At 60.4% G+C, this 21,075-nt stretch carries 17 protein-coding genes; 8 read left to right on the top strand and 9 right to left on the bottom strand.

What is annotated here, in order from left to right; all coding sequences use genetic code 11:
* Positions 1 to 84 precede the first annotated feature (84 nt).
* The 4 genes from pflB to ACUIAD_RS05815 form a co-directional block, all read right to left on the bottom strand.
* Positions 85 to 2,460: a formate C-acetyltransferase gene (pflB, locus tag ACUIAD_RS05830; protein ID WP_110451976.1), complete on the bottom strand. Its 2,376-nt coding sequence runs from the start codon at positions 2,458 to 2,460 to the stop codon at positions 85 to 87.
* A gap of 241 nt (positions 2,461 to 2,701) precedes the next feature.
* On the bottom strand, positions 2,702 to 2,938 hold the full coding sequence (locus tag ACUIAD_RS05825; protein WP_110451975.1) for a hypothetical protein: 237 nt from the start codon (positions 2,936 to 2,938) through the stop codon (positions 2,702 to 2,704).
* A gap of 5 nt (positions 2,939 to 2,943) precedes the next feature.
* Positions 2,944 to 4,623 carry an NAD+ synthase gene (locus ACUIAD_RS05820; protein WP_445343053.1) on the bottom strand — a complete coding sequence of 560 codons (1,680 nt, stop codon included), beginning with the start codon at positions 4,621 to 4,623 and terminating at the stop codon, positions 2,944 to 2,946.
* Positions 4,624 to 4,713: 90 nt separating this feature from the next.
* Positions 4,714 to 6,396 (bottom strand): MFS transporter, encoded by a 1,683-nt coding sequence (locus tag ACUIAD_RS05815; protein WP_445343052.1) that lies wholly within the window; start codon positions 6,394 to 6,396, stop codon positions 4,714 to 4,716.
* A gap of 207 nt (positions 6,397 to 6,603) precedes the next feature.
* Here ACUIAD_RS05815 and ACUIAD_RS05810 point away from each other — a divergent pair, with 207 nt between their 5' ends.
* The 5 genes from ACUIAD_RS05810 to ACUIAD_RS05790 are packed head-to-tail and all read left to right on the top strand — an operon-like array spanning position 6,604 to position 9,742.
* Positions 6,604 to 7,311 carry a TetR/AcrR family transcriptional regulator gene (locus ACUIAD_RS05810; protein ID WP_445343051.1) on the top strand — a complete coding sequence of 236 codons (708 nt, stop codon included), beginning with the start codon at positions 6,604 to 6,606 and terminating at the stop codon, positions 7,309 to 7,311.
* Positions 7,302 to 7,673 (top strand): YccF domain-containing protein, encoded by a 372-nt coding sequence (locus ACUIAD_RS05805; RefSeq protein ID WP_110451971.1) that lies wholly within the window; start codon positions 7,302 to 7,304, stop codon positions 7,671 to 7,673. Before ACUIAD_RS05810 ends, ACUIAD_RS05805 begins: the two co-directional genes overlap by 10 nt.
* A 13-nt stretch (positions 7,674 to 7,686) precedes the next feature.
* Entirely contained in the window at positions 7,687 to 8,226 is a 540-nt protein-coding gene (locus tag ACUIAD_RS05800; RefSeq protein ID WP_110451970.1) for a peptidylprolyl isomerase, read from the top strand.
* A 12-nt stretch (positions 8,227 to 8,238) separates the two neighbouring features.
* Positions 8,239 to 8,730 (top strand): very short patch repair endonuclease, encoded by a 492-nt coding sequence (locus ACUIAD_RS05795; RefSeq protein WP_445343050.1) that lies wholly within the window; start codon positions 8,239 to 8,241, stop codon positions 8,728 to 8,730.
* Positions 8,696 to 9,742, top strand: coding sequence for a Gfo/Idh/MocA family protein (locus tag ACUIAD_RS05790; RefSeq protein WP_445343049.1), 1,047 nt, complete (start codon positions 8,696 to 8,698; stop codon positions 9,740 to 9,742). Before ACUIAD_RS05795 ends, ACUIAD_RS05790 begins: the two co-directional genes overlap by 35 nt.
* A gap of 325 nt (positions 9,743 to 10,067) precedes the next feature.
* Here the strand turns inward: ACUIAD_RS05790 and ACUIAD_RS05785 are convergent, their stop codons facing one another.
* Positions 10,068 to 10,646, bottom strand: a complete 579-nt coding sequence (locus ACUIAD_RS05785) for a haloacid dehalogenase-like hydrolase (protein WP_110451967.1) — start codon at positions 10,644 to 10,646, stop codon at positions 10,068 to 10,070.
* 403 nt (positions 10,647 to 11,049) lie between these two features.
* Here ACUIAD_RS05785 and ACUIAD_RS05780 point away from each other — a divergent pair, with 403 nt between their 5' ends.
* Positions 11,050 to 11,490: a MarR family winged helix-turn-helix transcriptional regulator gene (locus ACUIAD_RS05780; protein ID WP_445343048.1), complete on the top strand. Its 441-nt coding sequence runs from the start codon at positions 11,050 to 11,052 to the stop codon at positions 11,488 to 11,490.
* 107 nt (positions 11,491 to 11,597) lie between these two features.
* Here the strand turns inward: ACUIAD_RS05780 and ACUIAD_RS05775 are convergent, their stop codons facing one another.
* A complete protein-coding gene (locus tag ACUIAD_RS05775) occupies positions 11,598 to 12,938 on the bottom strand; it encodes an MFS transporter (protein ID WP_445343813.1) in 1,341 nt (446 codons plus the stop codon).
* Between the two features lie 238 nt (positions 12,939 to 13,176).
* Positions 13,177 to 14,571, bottom strand: a complete 1,395-nt coding sequence (locus ACUIAD_RS05770; RefSeq protein WP_110451964.1) for a replication-associated recombination protein A — start codon at positions 14,569 to 14,571, stop codon at positions 13,177 to 13,179.
* Between the two features lie 267 nt (positions 14,572 to 14,838).
* On the opposite strand from ACUIAD_RS05770, the gene ACUIAD_RS05765 reads away from it, so the two are divergent.
* Positions 14,839 to 16,353 carry an amino acid ABC transporter substrate-binding protein/permease gene (locus ACUIAD_RS05765; RefSeq protein ID WP_445343047.1) on the top strand — a complete coding sequence of 505 codons (1,515 nt, stop codon included), beginning with the start codon at positions 14,839 to 14,841 and terminating at the stop codon, positions 16,351 to 16,353.
* A gap of 86 nt (positions 16,354 to 16,439) precedes the next feature.
* Positions 16,440 to 17,165: an amino acid ABC transporter ATP-binding protein gene (locus ACUIAD_RS05760; RefSeq protein WP_445343812.1), complete on the top strand. Its 726-nt coding sequence runs from the start codon at positions 16,440 to 16,442 to the stop codon at positions 17,163 to 17,165.
* Between the two features lie 10 nt (positions 17,166 to 17,175).
* Here ACUIAD_RS05760 and ACUIAD_RS05755 read toward each other — a convergent pair whose 3' ends face one another.
* The gene (locus ACUIAD_RS05755) at positions 17,176 to 19,779 is read right to left on the bottom strand and encodes a DEAD/DEAH box helicase (RefSeq protein WP_445343046.1); all 2,604 of its coding nucleotides are present in this window, start codon (positions 19,777 to 19,779) and stop codon (positions 17,176 to 17,178) included.
* A gap of 96 nt (positions 19,780 to 19,875) precedes the next feature.
* Entirely contained in the window at positions 19,876 to 21,069 is a 1,194-nt protein-coding gene (locus ACUIAD_RS05750; protein WP_445343045.1) for an amino acid ABC transporter permease, read from the bottom strand.
* Between the last annotated feature and the right edge of the window lie 6 nt (positions 21,070 to 21,075).

The raw sequence follows: 21,075 nt of genomic DNA, 5'->3' as shown, positions 1-21,075 counted from the left end.
AAAAGACGAAAAGGGGGCGGGGCCCTGGTGCGCCCCGCCCCATGATCACCGTCACGTCAACGGCTGACTATCTCGCAAAGGCGATCAGTCAGTCACCGCGCCCTGATGGAAGGTGCGGGAAATGACATCAAGCTGCTGCTCGCGGGTCAGCTTGACGAAGTTGACCGCGTAGCCCGATACGCGCACGGTCAGGTGGGGGTACTTCTCGGGGTGCTCGACAGCATCCTCCAGCTGCTCCTTGCGCAGGACGTTGATGTTAGCGTGGTAGAGCCCGTGACCGTTGCCGGCGTCCAGGATGCCTACCAGGTTGTTGATGCGCTCATCCTCGTCACGTCCCAGGCCGTCAGGGGTAATCGTGTTGGTCAGCGAAATGCCGTCCAGGGCGTCGTCGTAGTCGATCTTGCCTACGGAGAACATGGAGGGCAGCATGCCGTGCGAATCCATACCGTTTTCGGGGTTTGCACCGGGAGCGTACGGAGTGCCCTTCTTGTGGCCGGAAGGGAAGGACCCCGTGTTCTTGCCATACTCCACATTGGAGGTGATGGTCAGGATGGACTGGGTCGGCACAGCGCCGCGGTAGACAGGCAGGCGCTTGATCTGGCCCATGACGGTGGAAACGGTCCACTTGGCCAGGTCGTCGGCGCGATCGTCGTCGTTGCCATAGACCGGGAACTCGCCAACGGTCTTGTAGTTGACGATCAGGTCGTCGTCAGCACCCTCGACATACTCCGGGGTGCCCTTGGCATCCTTGTTGTAGATCGGGTAGACCTTGGCGTACTTGATGGCCGACAGCGAGTCAGCGGCGATGGACAGGCCGGACATGCCGCAACCTAGGGTACGGTAGACCTCCTTGTCGTGCAGGGCCATCTCAATGGACTCGTAGTCGTACTTATCGTGCATGTAGTGGATGATGTTCAGAGCCTCGACGTAGGTCTCGCTCAGCCACTCCAGGGCCTTCTCGTAATTGTCCTTGACCTCTTGGAAGTCTAGTGAACCGTCTTCCTTGGGGGTGACAGGCTTGATTACGTCCTTGTCGATGACCTGCATGCCGGTCATCTCGTCACGGCCGCCGTTCATAGCATAGAGCAGAGCCTTGGCGGAATTGACGCGGGCGCCGAAGAACTGCATCTGCTTGCCGACCCTCATGGGGGACACGCAGCAGGCGATGGCAGCGTCATCGCCCCAGTGGGCGCGAATGTCCTTGTCTGACTCGTACTGAATAGCGGAGGTGTCGATGGAGATACGGGCGCAGAAGCGCTTGTAGCCCTCAGGCAGCTTCGGATCCCAGAAGATGGTGATGTTGGGCTCAGGACCGGGTCCAAGGTGTTCCAAGGTCAGGGTTGCCAGCAGACGGAAGGAGGTCTTGGTGACCATGGGCCGGCCGTCGTCGCCGAAGCCGGCATCAGACCAGGTAGCCCAGTAGGGGTCGCCGGAGAAGATGTTGTCATAGTCCTTGGTCCGCAGGAAGCGCACAATGCGCAGCTTCATCACGATGTTGTCGATGATCTCCTGGGCGTCGGTCTCGTCGATCAGGCCGGCGGCCAGATCGCGCTCGAAGTAGACGTCGAAGAAAGCGGACAGGCGGCCGATGGACATGGCAGCGCCGTCCTGGCTCTTGACCGAGGCCAGGTAGGCCATGTAGGTCCACTGGACTGCTTCCTTGGCATTCATGGCAGGACGGCTCAGATCCAGGCCGTACTCCTTGCCCAGGTTCAGCAGCTGCTTCAGAGCCTTGATCTGCTCGGCGTGCTCTTCACGGAAGCGGATCCAATGCTCGATCTCCTCCTCGGTGAAGTCGTTGCGGTAGGGAATCGAATCCTTGTCGGCCTTCTTGCGGGCAATCAGCTCGTCGATGCCGTAGAGGGCCACACGACGATAGTCGCCAATGATGCGGCCACGGCCGTATGCATCGGGCAGACCGGTCAGAATTTTGTTGTGGCGGGCCAGCTTGATCCTCTTGGTGTAGACGTCGAAGACGCCATCGTTGTGGGTCTTGCGATACCGGGTGAAGATCTTCTTGACCTCGGGGTCGGGTTCTTTGCCAGCCTCCTTAAGGGCCTGCTCAACCATGCGCCAGCCGCCGTAAGGCATCATCGCACGCTTGCAGGGCACGTCGGTCTGCATACCGACGATCACGTCGTCACGAGTCTCGCCGGCCGGCTTGCCATCGATGTATCCGGCAGGGAAGGCGTCAATGCCCGCCGGGGTATGGGTATCCACGTCGTAGACGCGCTGCTTGCGCTCCACGGCAAGGAAATTGTCGTCCAGGTAATTCCACAGGAACTTGGTCTTCTCTGTGGCCGGCGCCAGGAACGATTCGTCACCGGTGTACGGCGTGTAGTTCTTTTGGATGAAGTCGCGGACGTCGATATCTTTCTTCCAGTCCTCGCCCTTGAAGCCCTTCCAAGCCTTGGCTTGCAGCTCTGCGGGAGAGACGGTGCTGGTCTCAACTGCTGTCATAGTCAACTCCTTGTTGATATGGTCAATGGCGCTTCCTCACACCACTGTCACTTCAAGTATAGGGTGCGCCCTACCACGAGAAACTGAATAGGAACGTGAGCTATATCACACTGCGAGCAGACACGCAATGGGCGCCTCTCCTAGGTCTTGCGAGATAGCCCAGCACACGGCTTGAGCTCCGATCCGTTCTGATCGCACGGCCAACTGGTCGCCAACGCTGGCGGGCGACCCACGGCGAGCTTCATCTGTCAGCTGATGACTGTCCTTGCTCCGAATCACCATCCCAAGCCTGCCGCCAACGACGGTCCTCCTCATCCCAGTCTTTGTTCCGCCGCTTGGCGATCTTCCATGCATCAAGAGCATCCTGCCTGCTGTTGTAGGGGCCCATCCGTCTATCCTGTGGAGACAGCTTGCCCTGCTCGGGTATGCCGGTGACGGTGTTGAAGTACCAGACTTTCCGCTCGCGTTCGGAACTCATGGCGATCATTCCCTAAAGGCGTTGGTGACAGGCAGTCGACGGTCCCGACCAAAAGCCAGAGAGGTGACCTTGGGTCCCAGCGGGTATTGCCGCCGCTTCCACTCGGCCCGATCCACCAGCCGCATGACCGTGTCAACTGTATCGGTATCGAAGCCGTCGGCCAGAAGGTCGGCGCGACCGTGCGCATGCTCAATGTACGCCTCCAGAACCCGATCAAGCAGGTTGTAGTCAGGCAGAGAATCAGAGTCCTTCTGCCCTTGGCGCAGCTCGGCCGATGGCGGTTTGACGATGGAATTGACCGGTATGGGCTCACGTTCACCCCGTGCCCGGGCTTGGGCGTTGCGCCAGCGGGCCAGCTGCCAGACCCGGGTCTTGAGCAGATCCTTGATGGGCGCGTAGCCGCCGACCGCATCACCATAGATCGTTGAGTAGCCGCAGGCCAGCTCGGACTTGTTGCCTGTGGCCAGCGCCAGAAGCCCTTCAGCATTGGCATAGGCCATGACGATGACACCGCGTATCCGGGCCTGCAGATTCTCTTCAGCAACTCCTTGCAGATGCAACTGACCTTGGAAAGCGCCGAACTCCGGGCCTATGGATTGGACCGCATAGCGTACCCCCAGACGCTGAGCCAGGTCGGCTGCATCATCCCGGGAGCCTTCCGAGGAGTAGCGGCTGGGCATGGAGATGCCGCGCACATGCTCCCCTCCGCAGGCATCGGCAGCCATGGTAGCCACCAGGGCCGAGTCGATCCCGCCTGACAGCCCCAGGCAAACGCCTGTGAAGTGATTTTTCGCCATATAGTCTTTCAGCCCCAGCACGCAGGCCTGATAGACCTCCTCGTCCCCAGGCATCTCTTCGGCCATGCATGACTTGCTGGGCAGTGGGCGCTTCCCTGGTGCAGGCAGGGTCCAAGTGGACAGGTCCTGAACAAATCTGGGCGAGCGCTCCAGCAGGGTGCCATCCTTGTCCACTACGAAACTGCCGCCGTCAAAGACCAGATCATCCTGCCCGCCCACCTGATTCAGATAGAGCAGGGGTGCGTCGACCTGCTTGGCTCGACGGGTCGCCAGCTCATAGCGGACATGACCCTTGCCCTCCTCAAAGGGGGAGCCGTTGATGGTCACCAAGAGGTCGATGTTCCTGCCAGCCAAGTCGCTGATAGGATCGCCCTCCTGCCAAATGTCCTCGCAGATAGCCAGCCCAATCCGATGACCTCGCACCTCCAGGACCACAGTCCTATCCCCAGGAGTGAAAATCCTGTACTCGTCGAAGACCCCGTAATTGGGCAGGAAATGCTTGTCGTAGCCGGCCTCGACCCGACCCTGATGCAGGACCACCAGCCGATTGCGGGGCCGGTCCTGATCCGTGTCGGTGCCCACAGTCCCTACGATCACATACAAATGCCCCAGACCCTGGTCGCCCAGCTGCTTGGCCAGACGGTCGGCCCGAGACCAGGCGGCTCGGCGGAAGCTGGCCCGAAATGCCAGATCCTCGATTGGGTAGCCAGTCAGGCTCATCTCAGGAAAGACCACCAAGGTCGCCCCTTGCTCAGCTGCCTTACGGGAGTAGTCCAGAATAATGTCGGCGTTGCCGTCAAGATCGCCCACACAGGTGTCGATCTGAGCCAGAGCCACCAGCAGATCGCCGTCCTGCTGTGACTGTTCCTCTTGTATGCCCATATTCATGATTCTAAACCGTGCCTAGGTCGCATGACGGGCAGACAGTCCCATGCGAGGACTGATGCGAGGAAGGAAGGATTGCAGAAGCCTCAGACCTTAGACCTTATCGGCACCAGCCCTACGAGCGGCCCGGCGTACCAGCACCGAGACGATCAGCCCCAGGAGGAGCAGCAGGACCGCGAAGCCCATGGCCCACTGGGCGCCTTGCGTAAATCCCTCGGTCAAAGCATTGGTCACCTGAGGACCCAGAGCTCCCAGTCGGCCTCGGGTACCTTGGGCACGCAGGCCGACGATGGCGTTTCCGGCTGAGGACTGGACCGATCTGACCAGGACATCAGCCATCTGCGCTGAGATCCCCTTGAGCGCCGTCAGGTGCCTTGGCAGCACCAGGCTCAAAGCCAGGGAGAGGGCGGAACCGGAGACTGCGGCGCCTAGGGCTGTCCCCCACTGACGAATAGTGGACTGGGTCGCCGAAGCCTGGCCGGACTGGGCCACCGGGACGCCCGAAAGCACCAGGCTGGTCAACTGTGCTGAAGCAAAGCCCAGACCGCCCCCGTAGATGATCAAAGTCAGGGTCATGGGCCAGACCGGCACAGACCCGCGCATGAGCAGAATGGACAGGGCCACGCCGACGATCTCCATCAAGAGGCCTATCTGCACCGTGCCGCCGGCTCCCAGACGGGTGGCAACCACCCGTGCCAGGCCCCCGGAGACAACTGACCCCAGAGCCATGACGCCCAGAATGGATCCGGCCCCCAAAGGACTCAGACCTCTGGCATTAATCAGATAAAGGGGCAGGATGAACATGACCGAGAACTGACCAGCGTTGACAATGGCGGCCGTTAGGTTGCCCCAACCAAAGGTGCCAATGGTGAACATGGATACGTCCAGAATGACCATCTTGCCCTTGCGCGCCCTGACCAGCTCAGTCAGCGCGAAAGCGGCCAGCAGAGCCAATCCGAGGATCAGACTGACCGGAACAGGCGACAGAGGCGCCGATACCGACCAGTACAGAGGGCCCAGTTCAAGTGCGGCGAGTGGATGCCACCAGCCGTAGGTCTGTCCCTCGATCAGAGCGAAGACCACCAGGGCCGATCCCAAAGCCGAAAGGAGTATGCCCTTCCAGTCGGCGAACATCCCCCACCGGCCGCCGGCCGACCGATGCGATGACTTGGTTTCGGGCACAAAGACCGCGCTAGCCAGGAGGACGATCAGCCCCAGTGGCAGATTGACCAGAAAGATCCATCGCCATCCGACAGTGCTGGTGAAGACCCCGCCCAGGAATGGACCGACCGCCGCCGCGGAGGACATGACGGCCCCCCAGATCCCGAATGCAATGGCCCGGTGACGGCCCCGGAAGGTGGCAGATACTGTGGACAGGGTGGAAGGCATGACCAGGGATCCGCCGATTCCCTGAATAAGCCGGGCCAAAAGCAGCAGTGTGCCAGAGGAGGCCGATGCGGCGAAGACGGAACCCAGCACAAAAATGACCGTACCCACCTGCAGGATCCGCTTGCGTCCAATCATGTCCCCCAGCCGACCGGAAGGCAGAAGCAGGGCTGCCAGGACGATGCTGTAAAGGGCGGTCACCCATTGGGCTTGAGACAAGTTGATATGGATGGCAGCGATGATGGAAGGTATGGAGACATTGACGATGGACGAATCCAGCACGATCATGGCCAGCCCTAGGGCCAACACCCAGAGTGCGCGCCAGGGCGGCGCCGCCTCCTGAGACCCCTGACTGTCCTTTTTCAAGTCCGTATTTGTCGATCCGGTCATCAGATCTCCCCTCACCCCGGTCTGCGAATTTTTTGCGACTATACGTCTCAAAAATCCTTCTGGCAAGTTCACTCAGCGCGGACAAGCCGCACGCCGAACAAGCTTCTACCGCTTGGCTCGATCGCAAATAGGCCATATCATATGCCCTATGACCGGCCGAAGCTGATTCACGATCGCTGCACCCAGTCGGCCGGACCAAGGAGGACCATGCCCAGGATCCGCGAATCCACGCTCCAGGAGCATCGCGCCAAAACCCTGGACCAGATCATCGCCGCTGCCGAAACCATCCTGCGCACTGGCGGACGCGGCCGATTGACCATGGCCGAGGTGGCTCGACGCACCAATCTGGCCCGGAACTCCCTCTACCGCTACGCCCGGGATGCCGACCAGCTATGCGATATGGTCATGGAGCGTCACCTGCCTGACTGGGGTCATGCCTTGGAGCAGGCCCTGGACCAGGCGGACGGCCCGCACCGGACGATCGAGGTCTGGACCCGTACCAATCTGGAGCAGGCAGGAATGCATGGACATGGCTGGCTGATGAACCTCTACGCCGAGCAGCACGACGAACAGCTGCGCCAGGCCCTGATCTACGGCAGCCCATCAAATGCCCATAATCCCGCCCTCCAAAGCGATCAGTCCACAGACCGGCATATCCAAACCCTGCTGAACTTCCACCGACAGGTCAACCAGCCGCTGATTCAGGCATGGACAACCCTGCGCCCAGCAGATCCAGCCATGGGCGTGGAGGTGACGCGAGGCATTGTCCAATCAGGAATGCGGCTGATCGATGCCCTGGAGCAGGAACTTGCGACTGAGCAACGACAGACCCGACTGACCATCATCATCGGGAAGGTGACCGCCTGCGCCAAGGCCGTCACCGCCACTCTGACGGAAGGACCGACATGCGCCTGATCGGCAACATCTGCTGGCTGCTGCTGGGCGGACTGGCCATCGCCCTGGCCTGGATCCTGGTGGGCATCCTGCTCTGCCTTACCGTGGTGGGCATCCCACTGGGCGTCCAGGCTTTCAAAATGGCCAGACTGACCCTGACCCCCTTTGGCAGACAGGTTACCTATGGAGGCGGGATGGGATCCTGGCTGGCCAACCTCCTCTGGATCATCCTGGGCGGCTGGTGGCTGGCTCTGGCGTATCTGGCTGCCGGACTGATCACTATGCTGACAGTGGTCGGCATACCCTTCGGCATACAAGCCTTCAAGATGGCCCGCCTGGCCCTGATGCCCTTCGGATCCTCGGTGGGCGTCGCCGTCTTATGAGAGGATCAGTATCATGAGCACAGTGATCATGCATACTTCAGAGGGCGATATCCGCCTGGAACTCTTTGACGATCAGGCCCCTGAAACCGTAGCCAACTTCCTGGATCTGGCCGCCGGCCGCAAGGCATGGACTGATCCCGAGACGCATCAGAAGCGTCAGGATCCCTTCTATGACGGGTTGACCTTCCACCGAATCATCAAGGACTTCATGATCCAGGGCGGCTGCCCGTTGGGCACGGGAACAGGCGGCCCCGGCTACGAGTTCGATGATGAGATCGACCCCTCTCTGACCTTTGATGAACCCTATAAGCTGGCTATGGCCAATGCAGGACTACGCCGGGACCCCGCCACGGGAAGGACCCACGGCACCAACGGATCACAGTTCTTCATCACCACCGTGCCCACCCCCTGGCTGAACGGGCACCACACCATATTCGGCCAAGTGGTCGATCAGGATTGCCAGAAGGTGGTCGACAAGCTGGACGCTGTGGCCACCGACTCGGGCGACCGTCCCCTTGAGCCGGTCTTCATCAACAGCGTCGAAATCCTCTGAGCCAGGCCGGGGATGGTTTCAAAAAAGAGACCCAGCAGATTCCAGCCCGGCACACGCAGCTACACCATGTCCCGAATCAGGGGCACTGAGACATCTATAGAGCGCCAGGTCCGGTCCTATCTCTTTTCGCGAGGTCTGCGGTTTCGCAAAAACGACAAGAGGTATCCGGGCCATCCTGATGTGGTGCTGCCCAAGTGGAAGGCCATAGTATTTGTCAACGGCTGTTTCTGGCACATGCATCAGGGATGTGCCAAATGCTCCATTCCTAAATCCAATGTGGAGTATTGGACCACAAAGCTGACAAGGAACCGTCTGCGGGACCAGGAGCAGAGTAAAAAACTGAGAGCCATGGGCTGGAGGGTCTTCACGGTCTGGGAGTGCCAGCTGGACGCCGGCCATGCCGAGAGTACCTTGCAGAAATTGTATAAGGCCATCACAGCAGATGGCGATCCTAACGAAGGAGTCAAGGATGAGCAGATTGAACGGCAAACGACAGGAGGCTGAGCGGAAGGGCATGCGGGTCAACTTCGCCATTCTCGGCGCCGGACGGATAGCCAATGCACTGGCCAAGACCGTAGTCATGATGGCTGAAGACCATCGGTACAGCCATCTGATCGCTCCCTACGCCGTAGCCTCCAGGGATGAGAATCGAGCAGCCGCTTTCGCCCAAAAATATGGATTCAAGCATTCCTATGGGTCCTACCAGGAACTTCTGGATGATCCCGAAGTGGATCTAGTCTACATCGCCACGCCTCACAGCCTCCATGCCGAGCAGGCCATCGCCTGCATGAAGGCCGGAAAGAACGTTCTGGTCGAGAAGTCCTTTACAGCCAACGCCGAACAGGCCAGGCAGGCTATTGAGACATCCGAGCGTACCGGCCTGCTCTGCACAGAAGCCATTTGGACCAGGTACATGCCCTCGCGCTCCATCATCGACGACATCGTCTCCTCAGGGGAGATCGGCACCGTCAGAACAGTCACCGCCAACCTGGGCTATATGACCACCAGCAAGGCCAGAATGACCGACCCGGCCCTGGCCGGCGGGGCGTTGCTTGACGTGGGCGTCTACCCTCTTAATTTCATCGACATGGTCATGGGGCCCAAGCCCATTACACGGGTCTGCACAGATTGGGTACGCACCCCGAAAGGCGTGGACAGCCAAAATTCCACGACTATCTTCTACCAGGATGGATCCATGGGCGCAGCAACCAGCTCCATGGTCTCGGAAAGCGACCGGACCGGCAGCATATGGGGTGACCAGGGTTACCTGCAGTGCATCAATATCAACAACGTAGAGTCCATCGACCTGTACGACGGGGACCACAAACTCAGGAAGCGCTACCCTGTCCCCGACCAGCTGACCGGTTATGAGTACGAGGTGGCCAGCGCCGCACAGGCCATCCTAGACGGGAAGACCGAGTGCGACCAGATGCCCCATAAGGACACTCTGCGCATCATGGAGCTCATGGACTCCCTTCGCCGCCAGTGGGGGCTGGTCTATCCCTTCGAATCATGAACTAATAAATGGGGCGTTCTCTGCTACCTGCATGCGAATGGGGGCTGATGTCGCAATCATCACGGCATCGGCCCTCATTCAGATCATCCGGAAAACTCTGCTTCATTCCTTTCTTACGGAGGGTCACCAAACGCTGAAGGATGACGAAGACCAGAATCATCAGGCCAACCACGATGGTGACTGCTGCCACGGCGTCCAGTCCCTAACCGACGCCCATGGTGTTCTTGGCATACCATTATGCTCGCTTGCTTCTAAGCAGAACGATAGCAGGGTTGGCCTGGAACGAACCTGCCGACAGATCGTGGTAGAAATGGACTGGCTTGATCTATTTGATACGCCGAACCTGGCCATGTTCGACCAGGTAGGCCCGCCGGGCAAGATCAATCATGGGCAGGTCGAAGGCCGAATCGGTATAGAAGGCGTCAATGGCCGTCTCCTGGCCCAGGATCCGCTGAAAATGCAGGGGCTTGTCGGGTCCGAAATTGAGGTAGCCCACAGTCAGGGATTCCAAATCCAAGGTGGATCCGATGCAGCGAGCGATTCCCAGTCGGCGACATGCCTCCCCCGCCACCAGATCGAAAGAGGCGGTGACTACTACGTCGTCGGCCTGAGGGGTATACCAATCCATGATCTTGTGCATATTGGCATCCCAGAACTGGCTGACCAGCCGGTCCATATCAAAGCCGGGACGCGAGGTCAGACGACGCAAGTAGCGCGAACCCGCCCGACGCATGGCCGCATCCAGCTGCTCCAGGGTGACCCTGCCCAGGCGATAGCGTACGGCATAGAAGAGGGCGACCGGCAGGTAAGGCAGCACCCGCGGATCCTTGCGGGCAGTGAACAGGTAGAAGTCAAGCAGACTCTCGCCATCGTAGATGGTGCCGTCGAAGTCCAGTACCCGCATGCCAGTCCTTTCCAGATCTCGCCGCAAAAAGAGATATCTTAGCATACCGTGGAGCAATGACGGTGATAGTCCCCGACTCTGACCGATCCAGAGAAGAGGCAATCACTCATAGCCCAAGAGACTAAAGAAGCCAGGACGGCTTCCATAGCCGTCTGTGCCCGGGACCAAGCAGGAGGGGCCCGGGAAATCATGGCCTGCCTGGCTCATGTCCCTATCGTGGATTATCCCCATGGTGTCGACGGTATTGATATGATGAAAAATGCGTCGTTCGTAATGGGTCGTGGCTAGGGACATGTCGGAATAGGCCCGGAAGGGGAACGATGCCGAAGGGGTCTATGCGGTTATGCGGTCAATCGCGCCCGCCGAACTCTTTGATCTTTCATACCAGCTAGGGGGAACAGCAATGTTGAAGAAGAGCCACTACCACAATCTGAGCACCTGTATAGCCGGAATCTACCGGCATGCACGCAACGATGCCAGCCAGTACACGGGCGAATCCATTTTACGGGGCACTCAGGGAGATCTGATCGTATACCTCTATGATCATCCAGGCCTCAGTCAGCGCCAGATAGCCCGTGACCTGTGCGTAGACCCCAGTCTGCTTGCCCGCGATCTGAAAGCCTTGAAAGCCCAGGGACTGGTCAGCAGTGAACAGAACCCCGCCGATCACCGGGTCAACATCATCGCCCTGACCAGGCCGGGCGCGGACATAGCCCGCAGACGGATCAGATCGATCAACAACTGGTGGACGGACCTGTTCAATCAGAATCCTGATATCAACCCCGAGACCTTTCAGGCCGAGCTGCGCTGCGTCTACAACCGGCTCCTGGCCAATCAGCTCTGATCGACTTGCCAAGCAAAAGACCTGACCGATCCCTTCGCCGCCCCTTGGACGGTCCCTGGGTTCGCATCAGGCCCGTTTGCCCTTTAGGCTCTTTATTATTTGGCCTGTCAGCCCACCGAACGGCCTGAAGTCTCCCAGCCCATCAATCCGACAACCAGCATGGAGGCCAGGGCCACCAGACTGATGGTGACGAATATTGAAGTACTCCCCCATACATTGAGCATGGCACCGATAAGCACAGGCATGAGCACATTGCAGAGCTTGGCAACGGCGTTGGCAATGCCCACACAACGGAAGCGGACTGTGGTCGGGAAAAGCTCTGGCGCGTAGACGGCCACTACCGAAGACATGAGGACGTAGAGGCTGGCCATGAGCAGGATACCCACCATGATGGCCATGACCTGGCTCGTCTGCGCCGCGTAGAGCAGACCGAAGACCGCTGTCAGCAGGAAGGCCGTAACGATGATGCGCTTGCGTCCTATCCGGTCCAGAAGCAGTGAACCAATAAGGCAGCCCAGTGGGGCGCCCAACATCATCAGGGTGCTGATCCACAAGGATCCACTCAAATCTATACCTCGCTTGAGCAGGATGGTGGGGACCCAGGAGGTGAAGGCGTAGGAGCAGACATTGGTGGCTGAAACCGCCACAGTGGCCACGATCAGGCCGCGAATCACACTTCCCGACGCCTTGGCAGGTGTTTCGACGTTCCCATGCTTCCCAGCAAGTGCGGAGACGCCGCCAAAGCCGGGGTCTGACCCTCCCTGACCATTATCGGCTTCCAAAAGCTCGACCACCTGGACGGCCTCGTCCACTCGCCCATGCAGGGCCAGCCAGCGAGGGGACTCAGGAATGTCGCGCCGCAGGTACCAGATCAGTGCAGCTGCTAGGCCAATGCCGACAAAGAGCGGCCTCCATGACCAGCGCGGAATGATCCAGGCGCACAGGAGCATGGCTAGGGGCACTCCAGTGTTGGCCACCAGCGAGACGATGGCGCTCCAGCGGCCGCGGTGCTTGATTGGAGCGAATTCGTTGACCATGGAGAAACCGGTGACAATTTCTGCGCCCAGTCCCAGACCGGCCCCTAGACGGCAGACCGAGAGGACGGCCATGTTCGGTGCCAGAGCGCCCAGCAGGGTAAAACCGCCAAAGAGCAGCAGGTTGATCTGATAGGCGGTTTTGCGCCCCCGCAGGTCCCCGATGAACCCGGCCAGCAGCGAGCCCACCAGCAGCCCCAGAAAACCAGCCGACAGGAAGAGGGAATTCTGTGCGACCGTGGACCATCCGGTGCTCAAAGCCGAACTGGCTACTGCGCTGCCCACATAGACATCGATGCTGTCCATGAGCATTCCTGCGGCCACTAGGGCTACGATCTTGTAAAAAGTAGCCGATTCATGAGCATTATCTACTCGCTGGGTAATCTCGCGAACCGCCAGATCGGCCTCGACCATGCCGAGACCCTTCGATTGTTCGGATATGTCTGCATTGTCAATGACCGCTGTCGACATCGTCACCTTCGCGCCCGTGCATGAGGCGGACCCCATGCGTCCATGTCAGACCTGCCGACGGCGACGGACTCCTTGTGGGAGCGTGACGACCATCAATGTGGAAAGTCTGGACCCTACGGCGTTTCGGTCATTGTGTGGCTATGCAACGTCTATTGGATGTCCAGTATAGGAGTTTCGGCGATCATTGCCCAGACCCGGCGTTTCCCTTCGACTTGACAGCCCTGTCCAAGATGGCTCTGATGGCCTCCAGTCGGGGAACCAATTGACGCTCATAGCCCCGATCATTGGGGTGGTAGTAACGCCGTCCGACCAGTTCGTCGGGCATATACTGCTGGGGCGCCACAGCATCCGGCGCATCATGCGCATACTGATAGCCCTCATGGTTGCCCCAGGCCTTCATCAGCTTGGTGGGAGCGTTGCGCAGGTGCAGGGGAACCTGGCCGATATGCCCGGCATCCACGTCTTCCAGTGCCTGGTTGATGGCCAGATAGGAGGCGTTGGACTTGGGTGCGGTGGCCACAGCGATGACTGCCTCGGCCAGGATCAGCCGGGCCTCTGGCATGCCGACCATGGCTACGGCCTGAGCAGCTGCGACCGTGATCTGCAGCACCTGCGGAGCGGCCATGCCCACCTCCTCGGCGGAGGCGATCATGATTCGTCGAGCGATGAAGCGCGGGTCCTCTCCCGCCCGGATCATCCGAGCCAGGTAGTGCAGGGCAGCATCCACATCGGAACCCCTCATGGATTTGATGAAGGCTGAGGCCACATCATAGTGATCGTCGCCCTTCTTGTCATAGCGGACAGCGGCCACGTCCATGACCGAGGAGACGACCTTGGCATTGATCAGCGGACGACGCGCCCCCTTGGCACGAGGTCCGTCCTCGGTGACGGCACCGGCCGCAGCCTCCAGAATAGTCAGGGCCCGGCGGGCGTCTCCCCCGGAAAAACGCACAATTTGGTCCAGGGCCTGAGGGTCCAGCCGCACCTGGTCCTTGAGCCCGCGCTGGTCCTTGACGGCTCTACTGACCAGAGTGGTCAGGTCCTGGTCGTCCAAGGCCTCCAGCTTGACCACCACGGAACGCGAAAGCAGGGGCGCAATGACCGAAAAGCTGGGATTCTCCGTGGTGGCTGCAATAAAAGTCACATCCCTGTTTTCTACGCTGGGCAGCAGGGCGTCCTGCTGGGACTTGGAAAAGCGGTGGACCTCATCGATGAAGAGAACCGTCTCCTGCCCCTGGCTGACCAGCCGCTCCCGAGCCTGGGCGAGGACCTGTCGCACCTCCTTGACCCCAGAGGTGACGGCCGAAAGCTCCTCGAAATGCCGCCCGGACTGTCGAGCCACGATGTAGGCCAAGGTGGTCTTGCCCACCCCAGGGGGACCAAAAAGAATGACCGAGCTAGGAGCTGTGAGTCGGTTGTTCGGATCTGACCGGGCCAGCCGCTCCAAAGGGGTTCCAGGAGCCGTGACCTTATCCTGACCGACCACCTCGTCCAGGCTTCCGGGCCGCATCCTGACCGCCAGAGGCAGGGTATGCTCCTCGGGGGGATCCGCCGCTTGGAAGAGATCTTCAACCATCTGCAATACCTCATTCCTCGGGGTCCCTATAGCTCCCCGCCCCCACCAGCATAGGCCTGCATCTGCCGCAATCAGAAAGATGAACGCGCTAGACTGGGAAGCCATATCGCCATATCGCCCAGCGCGTAGTTGGGTTCCTGAAGCACGGTATGTGTACAGTTTACTGGTCGTTAGCCTGGATATCTTCAGGTAGGCCATGGGCGGCAGCAAGGCCTGCCGCCTGAAAAACGGGACCGGCACAGGTCGGACCAATAAGGAGAATAGCCAGTGATCGCCAAGCATGTTCGCCAGGGATGGACATCGGGTCCAGGCAGGTGGGCCGTCGGCCTGCTGGCCCTGATCCTGGAGCTCTCAGTCCTGGTCGTCACTCCCATGGCGACGCCGGCGCAGGCGGCCCAGGACTCCCCCGCCGCGCAGGCTGTCCATGGACGCACCTTCCGCATCGCCACCGACACCACCTTCGCCCCCTTCGAGTTCCGCGACTCGTCCGGCAACCTGGTTGGCATCGACATGGATCTGATCCGCAAGATCGCCGATATTGAAGGCTTCTTGGTGCAGATCCAGTCCCTGGGCTTCAATGCCGCCCTCCAGGCCTTGAACTCCCAGCAGGCCGATGCGGTCATAGCCGGCATGACCATTACCGACCAGCGCAAGCAGGTCTACGATTTCACAGACCCTTATTTCGACTCCGGCGTACAGATGGCCATCGCCAAGGACAACGACCAGATCCACAGCTACAAGGATCTGCGAGGCAGCGTGGTGGCCGTCAAAACGGGCAGTGAGGGCGAGGCTTTCGCCAAGCAACGTGCGGCCCAGTACCGATTTAGCGTCAAGGCGGTGGATCAGTCCTCCACCATGTACGAGATGGTCAAGTCCGGTAACGCGCAAGCGGTCATCGACGACTACCCGGTCCTAGCCTACGGCATCGCCCAGGGCAACGGGCTGAAGACCGTGACCAAGAAGGAGCCTGGCGCCTCCTATGGAGCGGCCGTCCGCAAGGGGGAGAATCAGGAGTTTGTGGCCGCCTTCAACGAGGGTCTGGCCAAGATGAAGGCCGACGGCAGCTATAAAAAGCTGGTTGATTCCTATGTGGGCAGCGGTCATTCCGGCAAGAAGGCCTCCGCCTCCCGGCCAGGATTCTTCGATCTGGTCCGCCAGGCCTTCCCCTCCCTGATGCTGGGCCTGCGCAACACCCTGGCTATCACGGCCATATCCTTCGTCATCGCCTTGGCCATCGGCATCATCCTGGGATTGTGGCGGATAAGCCCCAACCGGATCCTGTCCTGGATTGCCCGGATCTACGTGGCGGTCTTCAGAGGCACACCCGTCCTGGTCTGGGCCTTCTTCTTCTACCTGGGCGTTCCCCAGCTGATCGGCCATCGCATCAGCATCTGGCTGGCCGGCGCGCTGACACTAGCTCTGAACTCCGGAGCCTACCTGGTGGAGATCGTGCGCGGAGCCATCGAATCGGTGGACGTCGGGCAGATGGAGGGGGCCCGCAGCCTGGGCCTGACACGTCGCATGGCTCTGCGCCGGGTTATCCTGCCCCAGGCCGTCAGAATCGCCACGCCCTCCATCATCAACCAGCTGGTCATCATGCTCAAGGACTCCTCCCTGCTGCTGGCCATCGGCTTTGGCGAACTGCTCTATCAGGCCCAGCAGATCTACGCGGCCAACTTCCGCGTGACCGAAACCCTGTTCATGGTGGGCGTCATCTACTTCGTCGCCATCAGCGCCCTGACTTGGATGGCCAATATGCTCGATAGGAGGCTGCATCGATGAACTTCGAGGACCCGGACATGGACACCGGACGACTAACCCGTCGCATCCGTCAGAACCAAAGTCGCCGCAACCAGGGAACATCCCAGATGGCCGTATCCATCCGCGATCTGCACAAGCGCTACGGCGACACCGAGGTCCTCAAGGGGATCGACATGGAGGTCAAGCCGGGCGAGGTCATCTCCATCATCGGCCCCTCGGGCGCGGGCAAGTCCACCCTTCTGCGCTGCATTAACGCCTTGGAGATGCCGACCTCGGGCACGATCAGCGTCTATGGAATCGACGTTTCCGATCCAAAGACCAACATCGACAAGCTGCGCGAGCATGTGGGCATGGTCTTCCAGCACTTCAACCTCTTCCCCAACATGAGCGTGGCCGACAACATCATGCTGGCCCCCCATATGTTGCACAAGACCCCCAAGGAGGATGCCCGACAGCAGGCCCTGGACCTACTGGAGATCGTCGGGCTGGAGGAGAAGGCGGATGCGCGGCCTACGGATCTGTCTGGCGGTCAGCAGCAGCGTGTGGCCATCGCCCGGGCACTGGCCATGCAACCCGATATCATGCTCTTCGATGAGGCCACTTCGGCCCTGGATCCGGAGATGGTGGGCGACGTGCTTGAAGTTATCCGTTCCTTGGCCGAGGGCGGCATGACCATGATTCTGGTCACCCACGAGATGGCCTTCGCCCGGGAGGTCTCCTCCAGGGTGATCTTCACCGATGCCGGTATCATCGAAGAGGAAGGCACGCCCGAGCAGATCTTTGGCCATCCACAGAGCCCCCGTTTGCAATCCTTCCTCTCCAAGGTCCTCTAAGGACTCGGGTCTAGAGGTCCATCAGCTCCTCGATGGGACCTACCCTGTATTCCTTGAAGACCACCTGGCCGCTCTCCTGGGTGTAATCCAGATCCACGATGCCGGCGATGCCCCAGTCGCGCTCCCCCTCCACATCATCGAAGATCTGTCGAACCCGCCAGGTGTGGCCCTTGCGCTCGTCCCGATCGTCCAGGTTGAAGAAATCCGAGGATCTGGCCTGGCCATCGGTCAGGATCTGCTCATGATCTTCGTAGAGGTCGTCCAGTGCATCGCTCCAGGGTCGAAGTCCGTAGCCCCAGTCCGCATCCAGGTCGGCCAGGGCCTCTGGACGGTCAGCAGCAACCAGCTCCACCCGTTGAAACATGGCATTACGCACGAGCAGAGTCAGCCCACGCCGGTCCGCAACCACTGGGTTCTCCACCTTGGGCGGGGCGGCATCCAGTCCGCTCGGAACTTCGCCATTTTCGGCTCTGCCTGTGGCCTCCCACTCGTCAACCAAGCTGGAGTCGACCGAGCGCACAATCAGTCCCAGCCAGGCTAGGATGTCCTCCAGCCGCTCATCCATGAACTCTTCCGGTACCGTCCTGCTCAGAGCCCGATAAGCATCGGACAGATAGCGCAGCAGGGTCCCCTCCGACCGGGATATTCCGTAGCGGGCGATGTAGCCGTTGAAGTCCGATGCCGTCTCGATCATGTCCCGGAGAACGGACTTGGGGTGGATCTCATAGTCGTTGGCCCAGGGAACATCTCTACGGTAGCGGTCGAAGGCCTCCCCCAGCAGCTCCTCCAGAGGCTTGGGCCAGGTCACATCCTGGAGTCGCTCCATCCGTTCCTCATATTCCAGGCCATCCTCCTTCATCTGCTGGATGGCCGCGTCGCGAGCCTGCCGCTGCTGAGCCTTGAGTATCTGCCGAGGATCCTCCAGGGTGGCCTCGACCATGGAGACCAGATTCATATCGTAATCAGCGTCCTCGGGATCCAGCAGTTCCAAGGCAGCTAGAAGGAAGGGAGAAAGAGGCTGATCGAGGGCGAAGTCCTCGGGCAGGTCCACGGTCGTGAAGTAGTCCAGCCCGCCGTCCGGGTTCCTTTCCGTCTCGATGACCCCGGTATCGGCCAGGGTCCGGAAGATTTCGTCGGCTCGGTCCTGCAGATGCTCCTTCTGCTGCGGAGTCTGACGTGAGTCCTCGATCAGATCCTCCACCCGCCTTCTGGCATCCCCGCCTTGGCCGACCTCGTTGAGGACCATGGCGTGAGTGATCTTCAGGTGCGGCGTCAGGGTTTCAGGACGTGCTTCGATCAGTTTGTCGAAGGTCCCCTTGCCCCAGGTGACAAAACCCTCCTGGGGCTTCTTGCGTTTGATTCGCTTGAGCTTTTTGGGGTCGTTGCCCGCCTTGGCCACGGCCCTGGCGTTCTCTATCTCGTATTCAGGTGCCTCGGCCACGACCAGTCCGCTGGTATCGAAGCCCATGCGCCCGGCCCTGCCTGCAATCTGGTGGAACTCCCGGGCCCGCAGACGGCGCATCTTGTAACCGTCGAACTTGGTCAGTCCGGTCAGCAGGACAGTGTGAATGGGCACGTTGATGCCGACCCCCAGGGTGTCCGTGCCGCAGATGACCGGTAGAAGACCATCCTGGGCCAGCTGCTCCACCAGGCGCCGATAACGGGGCAGCATACCTGCATGGTGGACACCGACCCCGGTGTGCAGCAGCCGCTGCAGAATCCTGCCGAAGGCCGTGGTGAAGCGGGTGCCGGTCATAGCCTCCTTGATCCGGTCGCGCTGGCCTCGGTCAGAGACCCCCGTACTGGACAGGGCCTGAGCCGTCTCCAGGGCGGCGTCCTGGGAGAAATGAACGATATAGACCGGCGAATCCCCATCAGCCAGCAAGGATTCCACAGTCGTGGGCAAAGGGGTATCCACGTAACGGTAATCCAGTGGCACCGGTCGAGGGGCGTCGGCGACGATGTCCACACCCACCCCGGTTTTGCGTTCCAGGTCCTGGGCAATCTGATCCACATCGCCCAGGGTGGCCGACATAAGCAGAAACTGCACATCGGGCATGGTCAGCAGGGGCACCTGCCAGGCCCAGCCGCGGTCCGGATCCCCGTAGTAGTGGAACTCATCCATGGCCACGCAGCCGATATCGGCTCGCCGACCCTCCCTTAAGGCCTGGTTGGCCAGGATTTCGGCCGTGCAGCAGATGACCGGGGCATCGGTATTGATGTGGGTGTCGCCGGTGATCATGCCCACCCGGTCGCGGCCCAGGATCGATACCAGGTCGAAGAACTTCTCGGAGACCAGGGCCTTGATGGGGGCCGTGTAGTAGGAGCGCCGCCCGGTGCATAGGGCGATGAAGTGCATGGCCAGGGCCACCATGGACTTGCCCGACCCGGTCGGAGTGGACAGAATAACATGGTCTCCTGAAACCAGGGAGAGGACAGCCTCCTCCTGATGCGGCCAGGGGGTGATGCCTCGGGAAGCCACCCAGGAGAAGAAGCGGTCGTATATCTGATCCTCAGTCAGGTTGCGGAGGCCTCCCGCCTCAGGGACCAGATCACCCAAGGAGGCGGGCTGGTCGGTTGATGCGGTTGAGGGATCAGCATGTTCTTGGACCATGTTCACCAGTCTATCCGGCCAGGCACACAAGCCCGACCGGAAGCTAGCTGCGGGTCATAGGGCCAATCTAAGCAAGCTACAAGGGCTAGGGGCTAGTCAGTCCTTTTTCTTGCTTTCACTATTGCGCCGGGCTTCCTTCTTCTCGCCTTTCTTGGTTTCGCCCTCGGCTTTCTGACCACCGCTGGAGCGGCCGCCACGTCCAGGTTTGAGGAAGTCCGGAATCTCCATCCCCTTGCGTGGATCGACCAGCGTGTCGGGCTGGGTCCTGTCATAGCCCTGGATGTAGCGGGTCTTCCTCCAGTGCTGGATGGAGGCATTGGATCCGCGGTGGTGGGCGTGGTACTTCAGCGGCGCGCCGCCGTACCGGTCCTCGTCCACCTCCTTGGCTACGGCTATCTGGTTGACATTGGAGGGATCCATGATGGCCACGGGCGCTGCCGGCTCCACGAAGTCAGCGGGGGCAGCGGTGCGCTCCTGCATCTTCTTGGGCAGCCAGCGGGCGAAGTGCGACAGCAGGAAGCAGACGAAGAAGTAGATCACCGAGGCCACCACCAGGGTCTGCAGGATGTTGAAGTACATGGAACCCAGACGACGGGATTCCTGCAACAGATCCGTGTACATGATGATGGAGCCCAACGCCGTGTCCTTGAGGACTACGACCAACTGGGTTACGGCCGCCGGCAGCATGGCGTATACGGCCTGCGGAACTTCGATCTGCATCAGTGACTGGGTCCTGGTCAACCCCAAGGCCAGGGAGGCCTCACGCTGGCCGTTGGGCAGGTTGCCCACGCCCGAACGGATCAGTTCGGCCACCACGGAGCCGTTGTAGAGGATCAGGCCCAGCACGACGGCCCAGTATGAGGCCTGGCTGACTCCCGCGAAGGCGAACCAACGCCAGAAGAAGATCATCATCATCAGCACTGGGACGGCCCGGCAGAACTCCACAATAATGCCTGACACGGCTCTTACCAGCCCATTGGGCAACAGACGGCCAAGGCCGAAGACGAATCCAAAGATGACTGAGCCGATCACAGCAACCACCGAAGCCTTGATGGTCAGCCAAAGTCCGGGCAGATAGAAGTCCGACCAGGCTTCGTAGTCCAGGGCCGGCCGCCAAAGCTCCCAACTGAGCTGGTTCTCGCCATCCGGAGGGTTGTGCAGCCTCATCAGCACCAGAATGACGACTATGGCGAAGATGATGGCAGCTATCCAGTTGACAATTCGTATGGTGCGCCGGCCCTTGGGACCGGGTTGATCGAAGAGCAGCGAGCTCTCATTGTCCTGTGCCATAGCCGC

The sequence above is a fragment of the Bifidobacterium sp. ESL0819 genome (assembly GCF_052606245.1).
Note: the sequence above shows the minus strand (reverse complement) of the source record. Positions and strands in the feature narration are given on the sequence as shown.

What these genes read in the sequence shown, in the direction of transcription:
- ACUIAD_RS05760 (WP_445343812.1), top strand. Translation starts at nt 16,440, where the DNA reads ATGGCCGTATCCATCCGCGATCTGCACAAGCGCTACGGCGACACCGAG.
- ACUIAD_RS05755 (WP_445343046.1), bottom strand. Translation starts at nt 19,779, where the DNA reads ATGGTCCAAGAACATGCTGATCCCTCAACCGCATCAACCGACCAGCCC.
- ACUIAD_RS05820 (WP_445343053.1), bottom strand. Translation starts at nt 4,623, where the DNA reads ATGAATATGGGCATACAAGAGGAACAGTCACAGCAGGACGGCGATCTG.
- ACUIAD_RS05805 (WP_110451971.1), top strand. Translation starts at nt 7,302, where the DNA reads ATGCGCCTGATCGGCAACATCTGCTGGCTGCTGCTGGGCGGACTGGCC.
- ACUIAD_RS05825 (WP_110451975.1), bottom strand. Translation starts at nt 2,938, where the DNA reads ATGAGTTCCGAACGCGAGCGGAAAGTCTGGTACTTCAACACCGTCACC.
- ACUIAD_RS05770 (WP_110451964.1), bottom strand. Translation starts at nt 14,571, where the DNA reads ATGGTTGAAGATCTCTTCCAAGCGGCGGATCCCCCCGAGGAGCATACC.
- pflB (WP_110451976.1), bottom strand. Translation starts at nt 2,460, where the DNA reads ATGACAGCAGTTGAGACCAGCACCGTCTCTCCCGCAGAGCTGCAAGCC.
- ACUIAD_RS05780 (WP_445343048.1), top strand. Translation starts at nt 11,050, where the DNA reads ATGTTGAAGAAGAGCCACTACCACAATCTGAGCACCTGTATAGCCGGA.
- ACUIAD_RS05815 (WP_445343052.1), bottom strand. Translation starts at nt 6,396, where the DNA reads ATGACCGGATCGACAAATACGGACTTGAAAAAGGACAGTCAGGGGTCT.
- ACUIAD_RS05795 (WP_445343050.1), top strand. Translation starts at nt 8,239, where the DNA reads ATGGTTTCAAAAAAGAGACCCAGCAGATTCCAGCCCGGCACACGCAGC.
- ACUIAD_RS05800 (WP_110451970.1), top strand. Translation starts at nt 7,687, where the DNA reads ATGAGCACAGTGATCATGCATACTTCAGAGGGCGATATCCGCCTGGAA.
- ACUIAD_RS05810 (WP_445343051.1), top strand. Translation starts at nt 6,604, where the DNA reads ATGCCCAGGATCCGCGAATCCACGCTCCAGGAGCATCGCGCCAAAACC.
- ACUIAD_RS05785 (WP_110451967.1), bottom strand. Translation starts at nt 10,646, where the DNA reads ATGCGGGTACTGGACTTCGACGGCACCATCTACGATGGCGAGAGTCTG.
- ACUIAD_RS05775 (WP_445343813.1), bottom strand. Translation starts at nt 12,938, where the DNA reads ATGGTCGAGGCCGATCTGGCGGTTCGCGAGATTACCCAGCGAGTAGAT.
- ACUIAD_RS05750 (WP_445343045.1), bottom strand. Translation starts at nt 21,069, where the DNA reads ATGGCACAGGACAATGAGAGCTCGCTGCTCTTCGATCAACCCGGTCCC.
- ACUIAD_RS05790 (WP_445343049.1), top strand. Translation starts at nt 8,696, where the DNA reads ATGAGCAGATTGAACGGCAAACGACAGGAGGCTGAGCGGAAGGGCATG.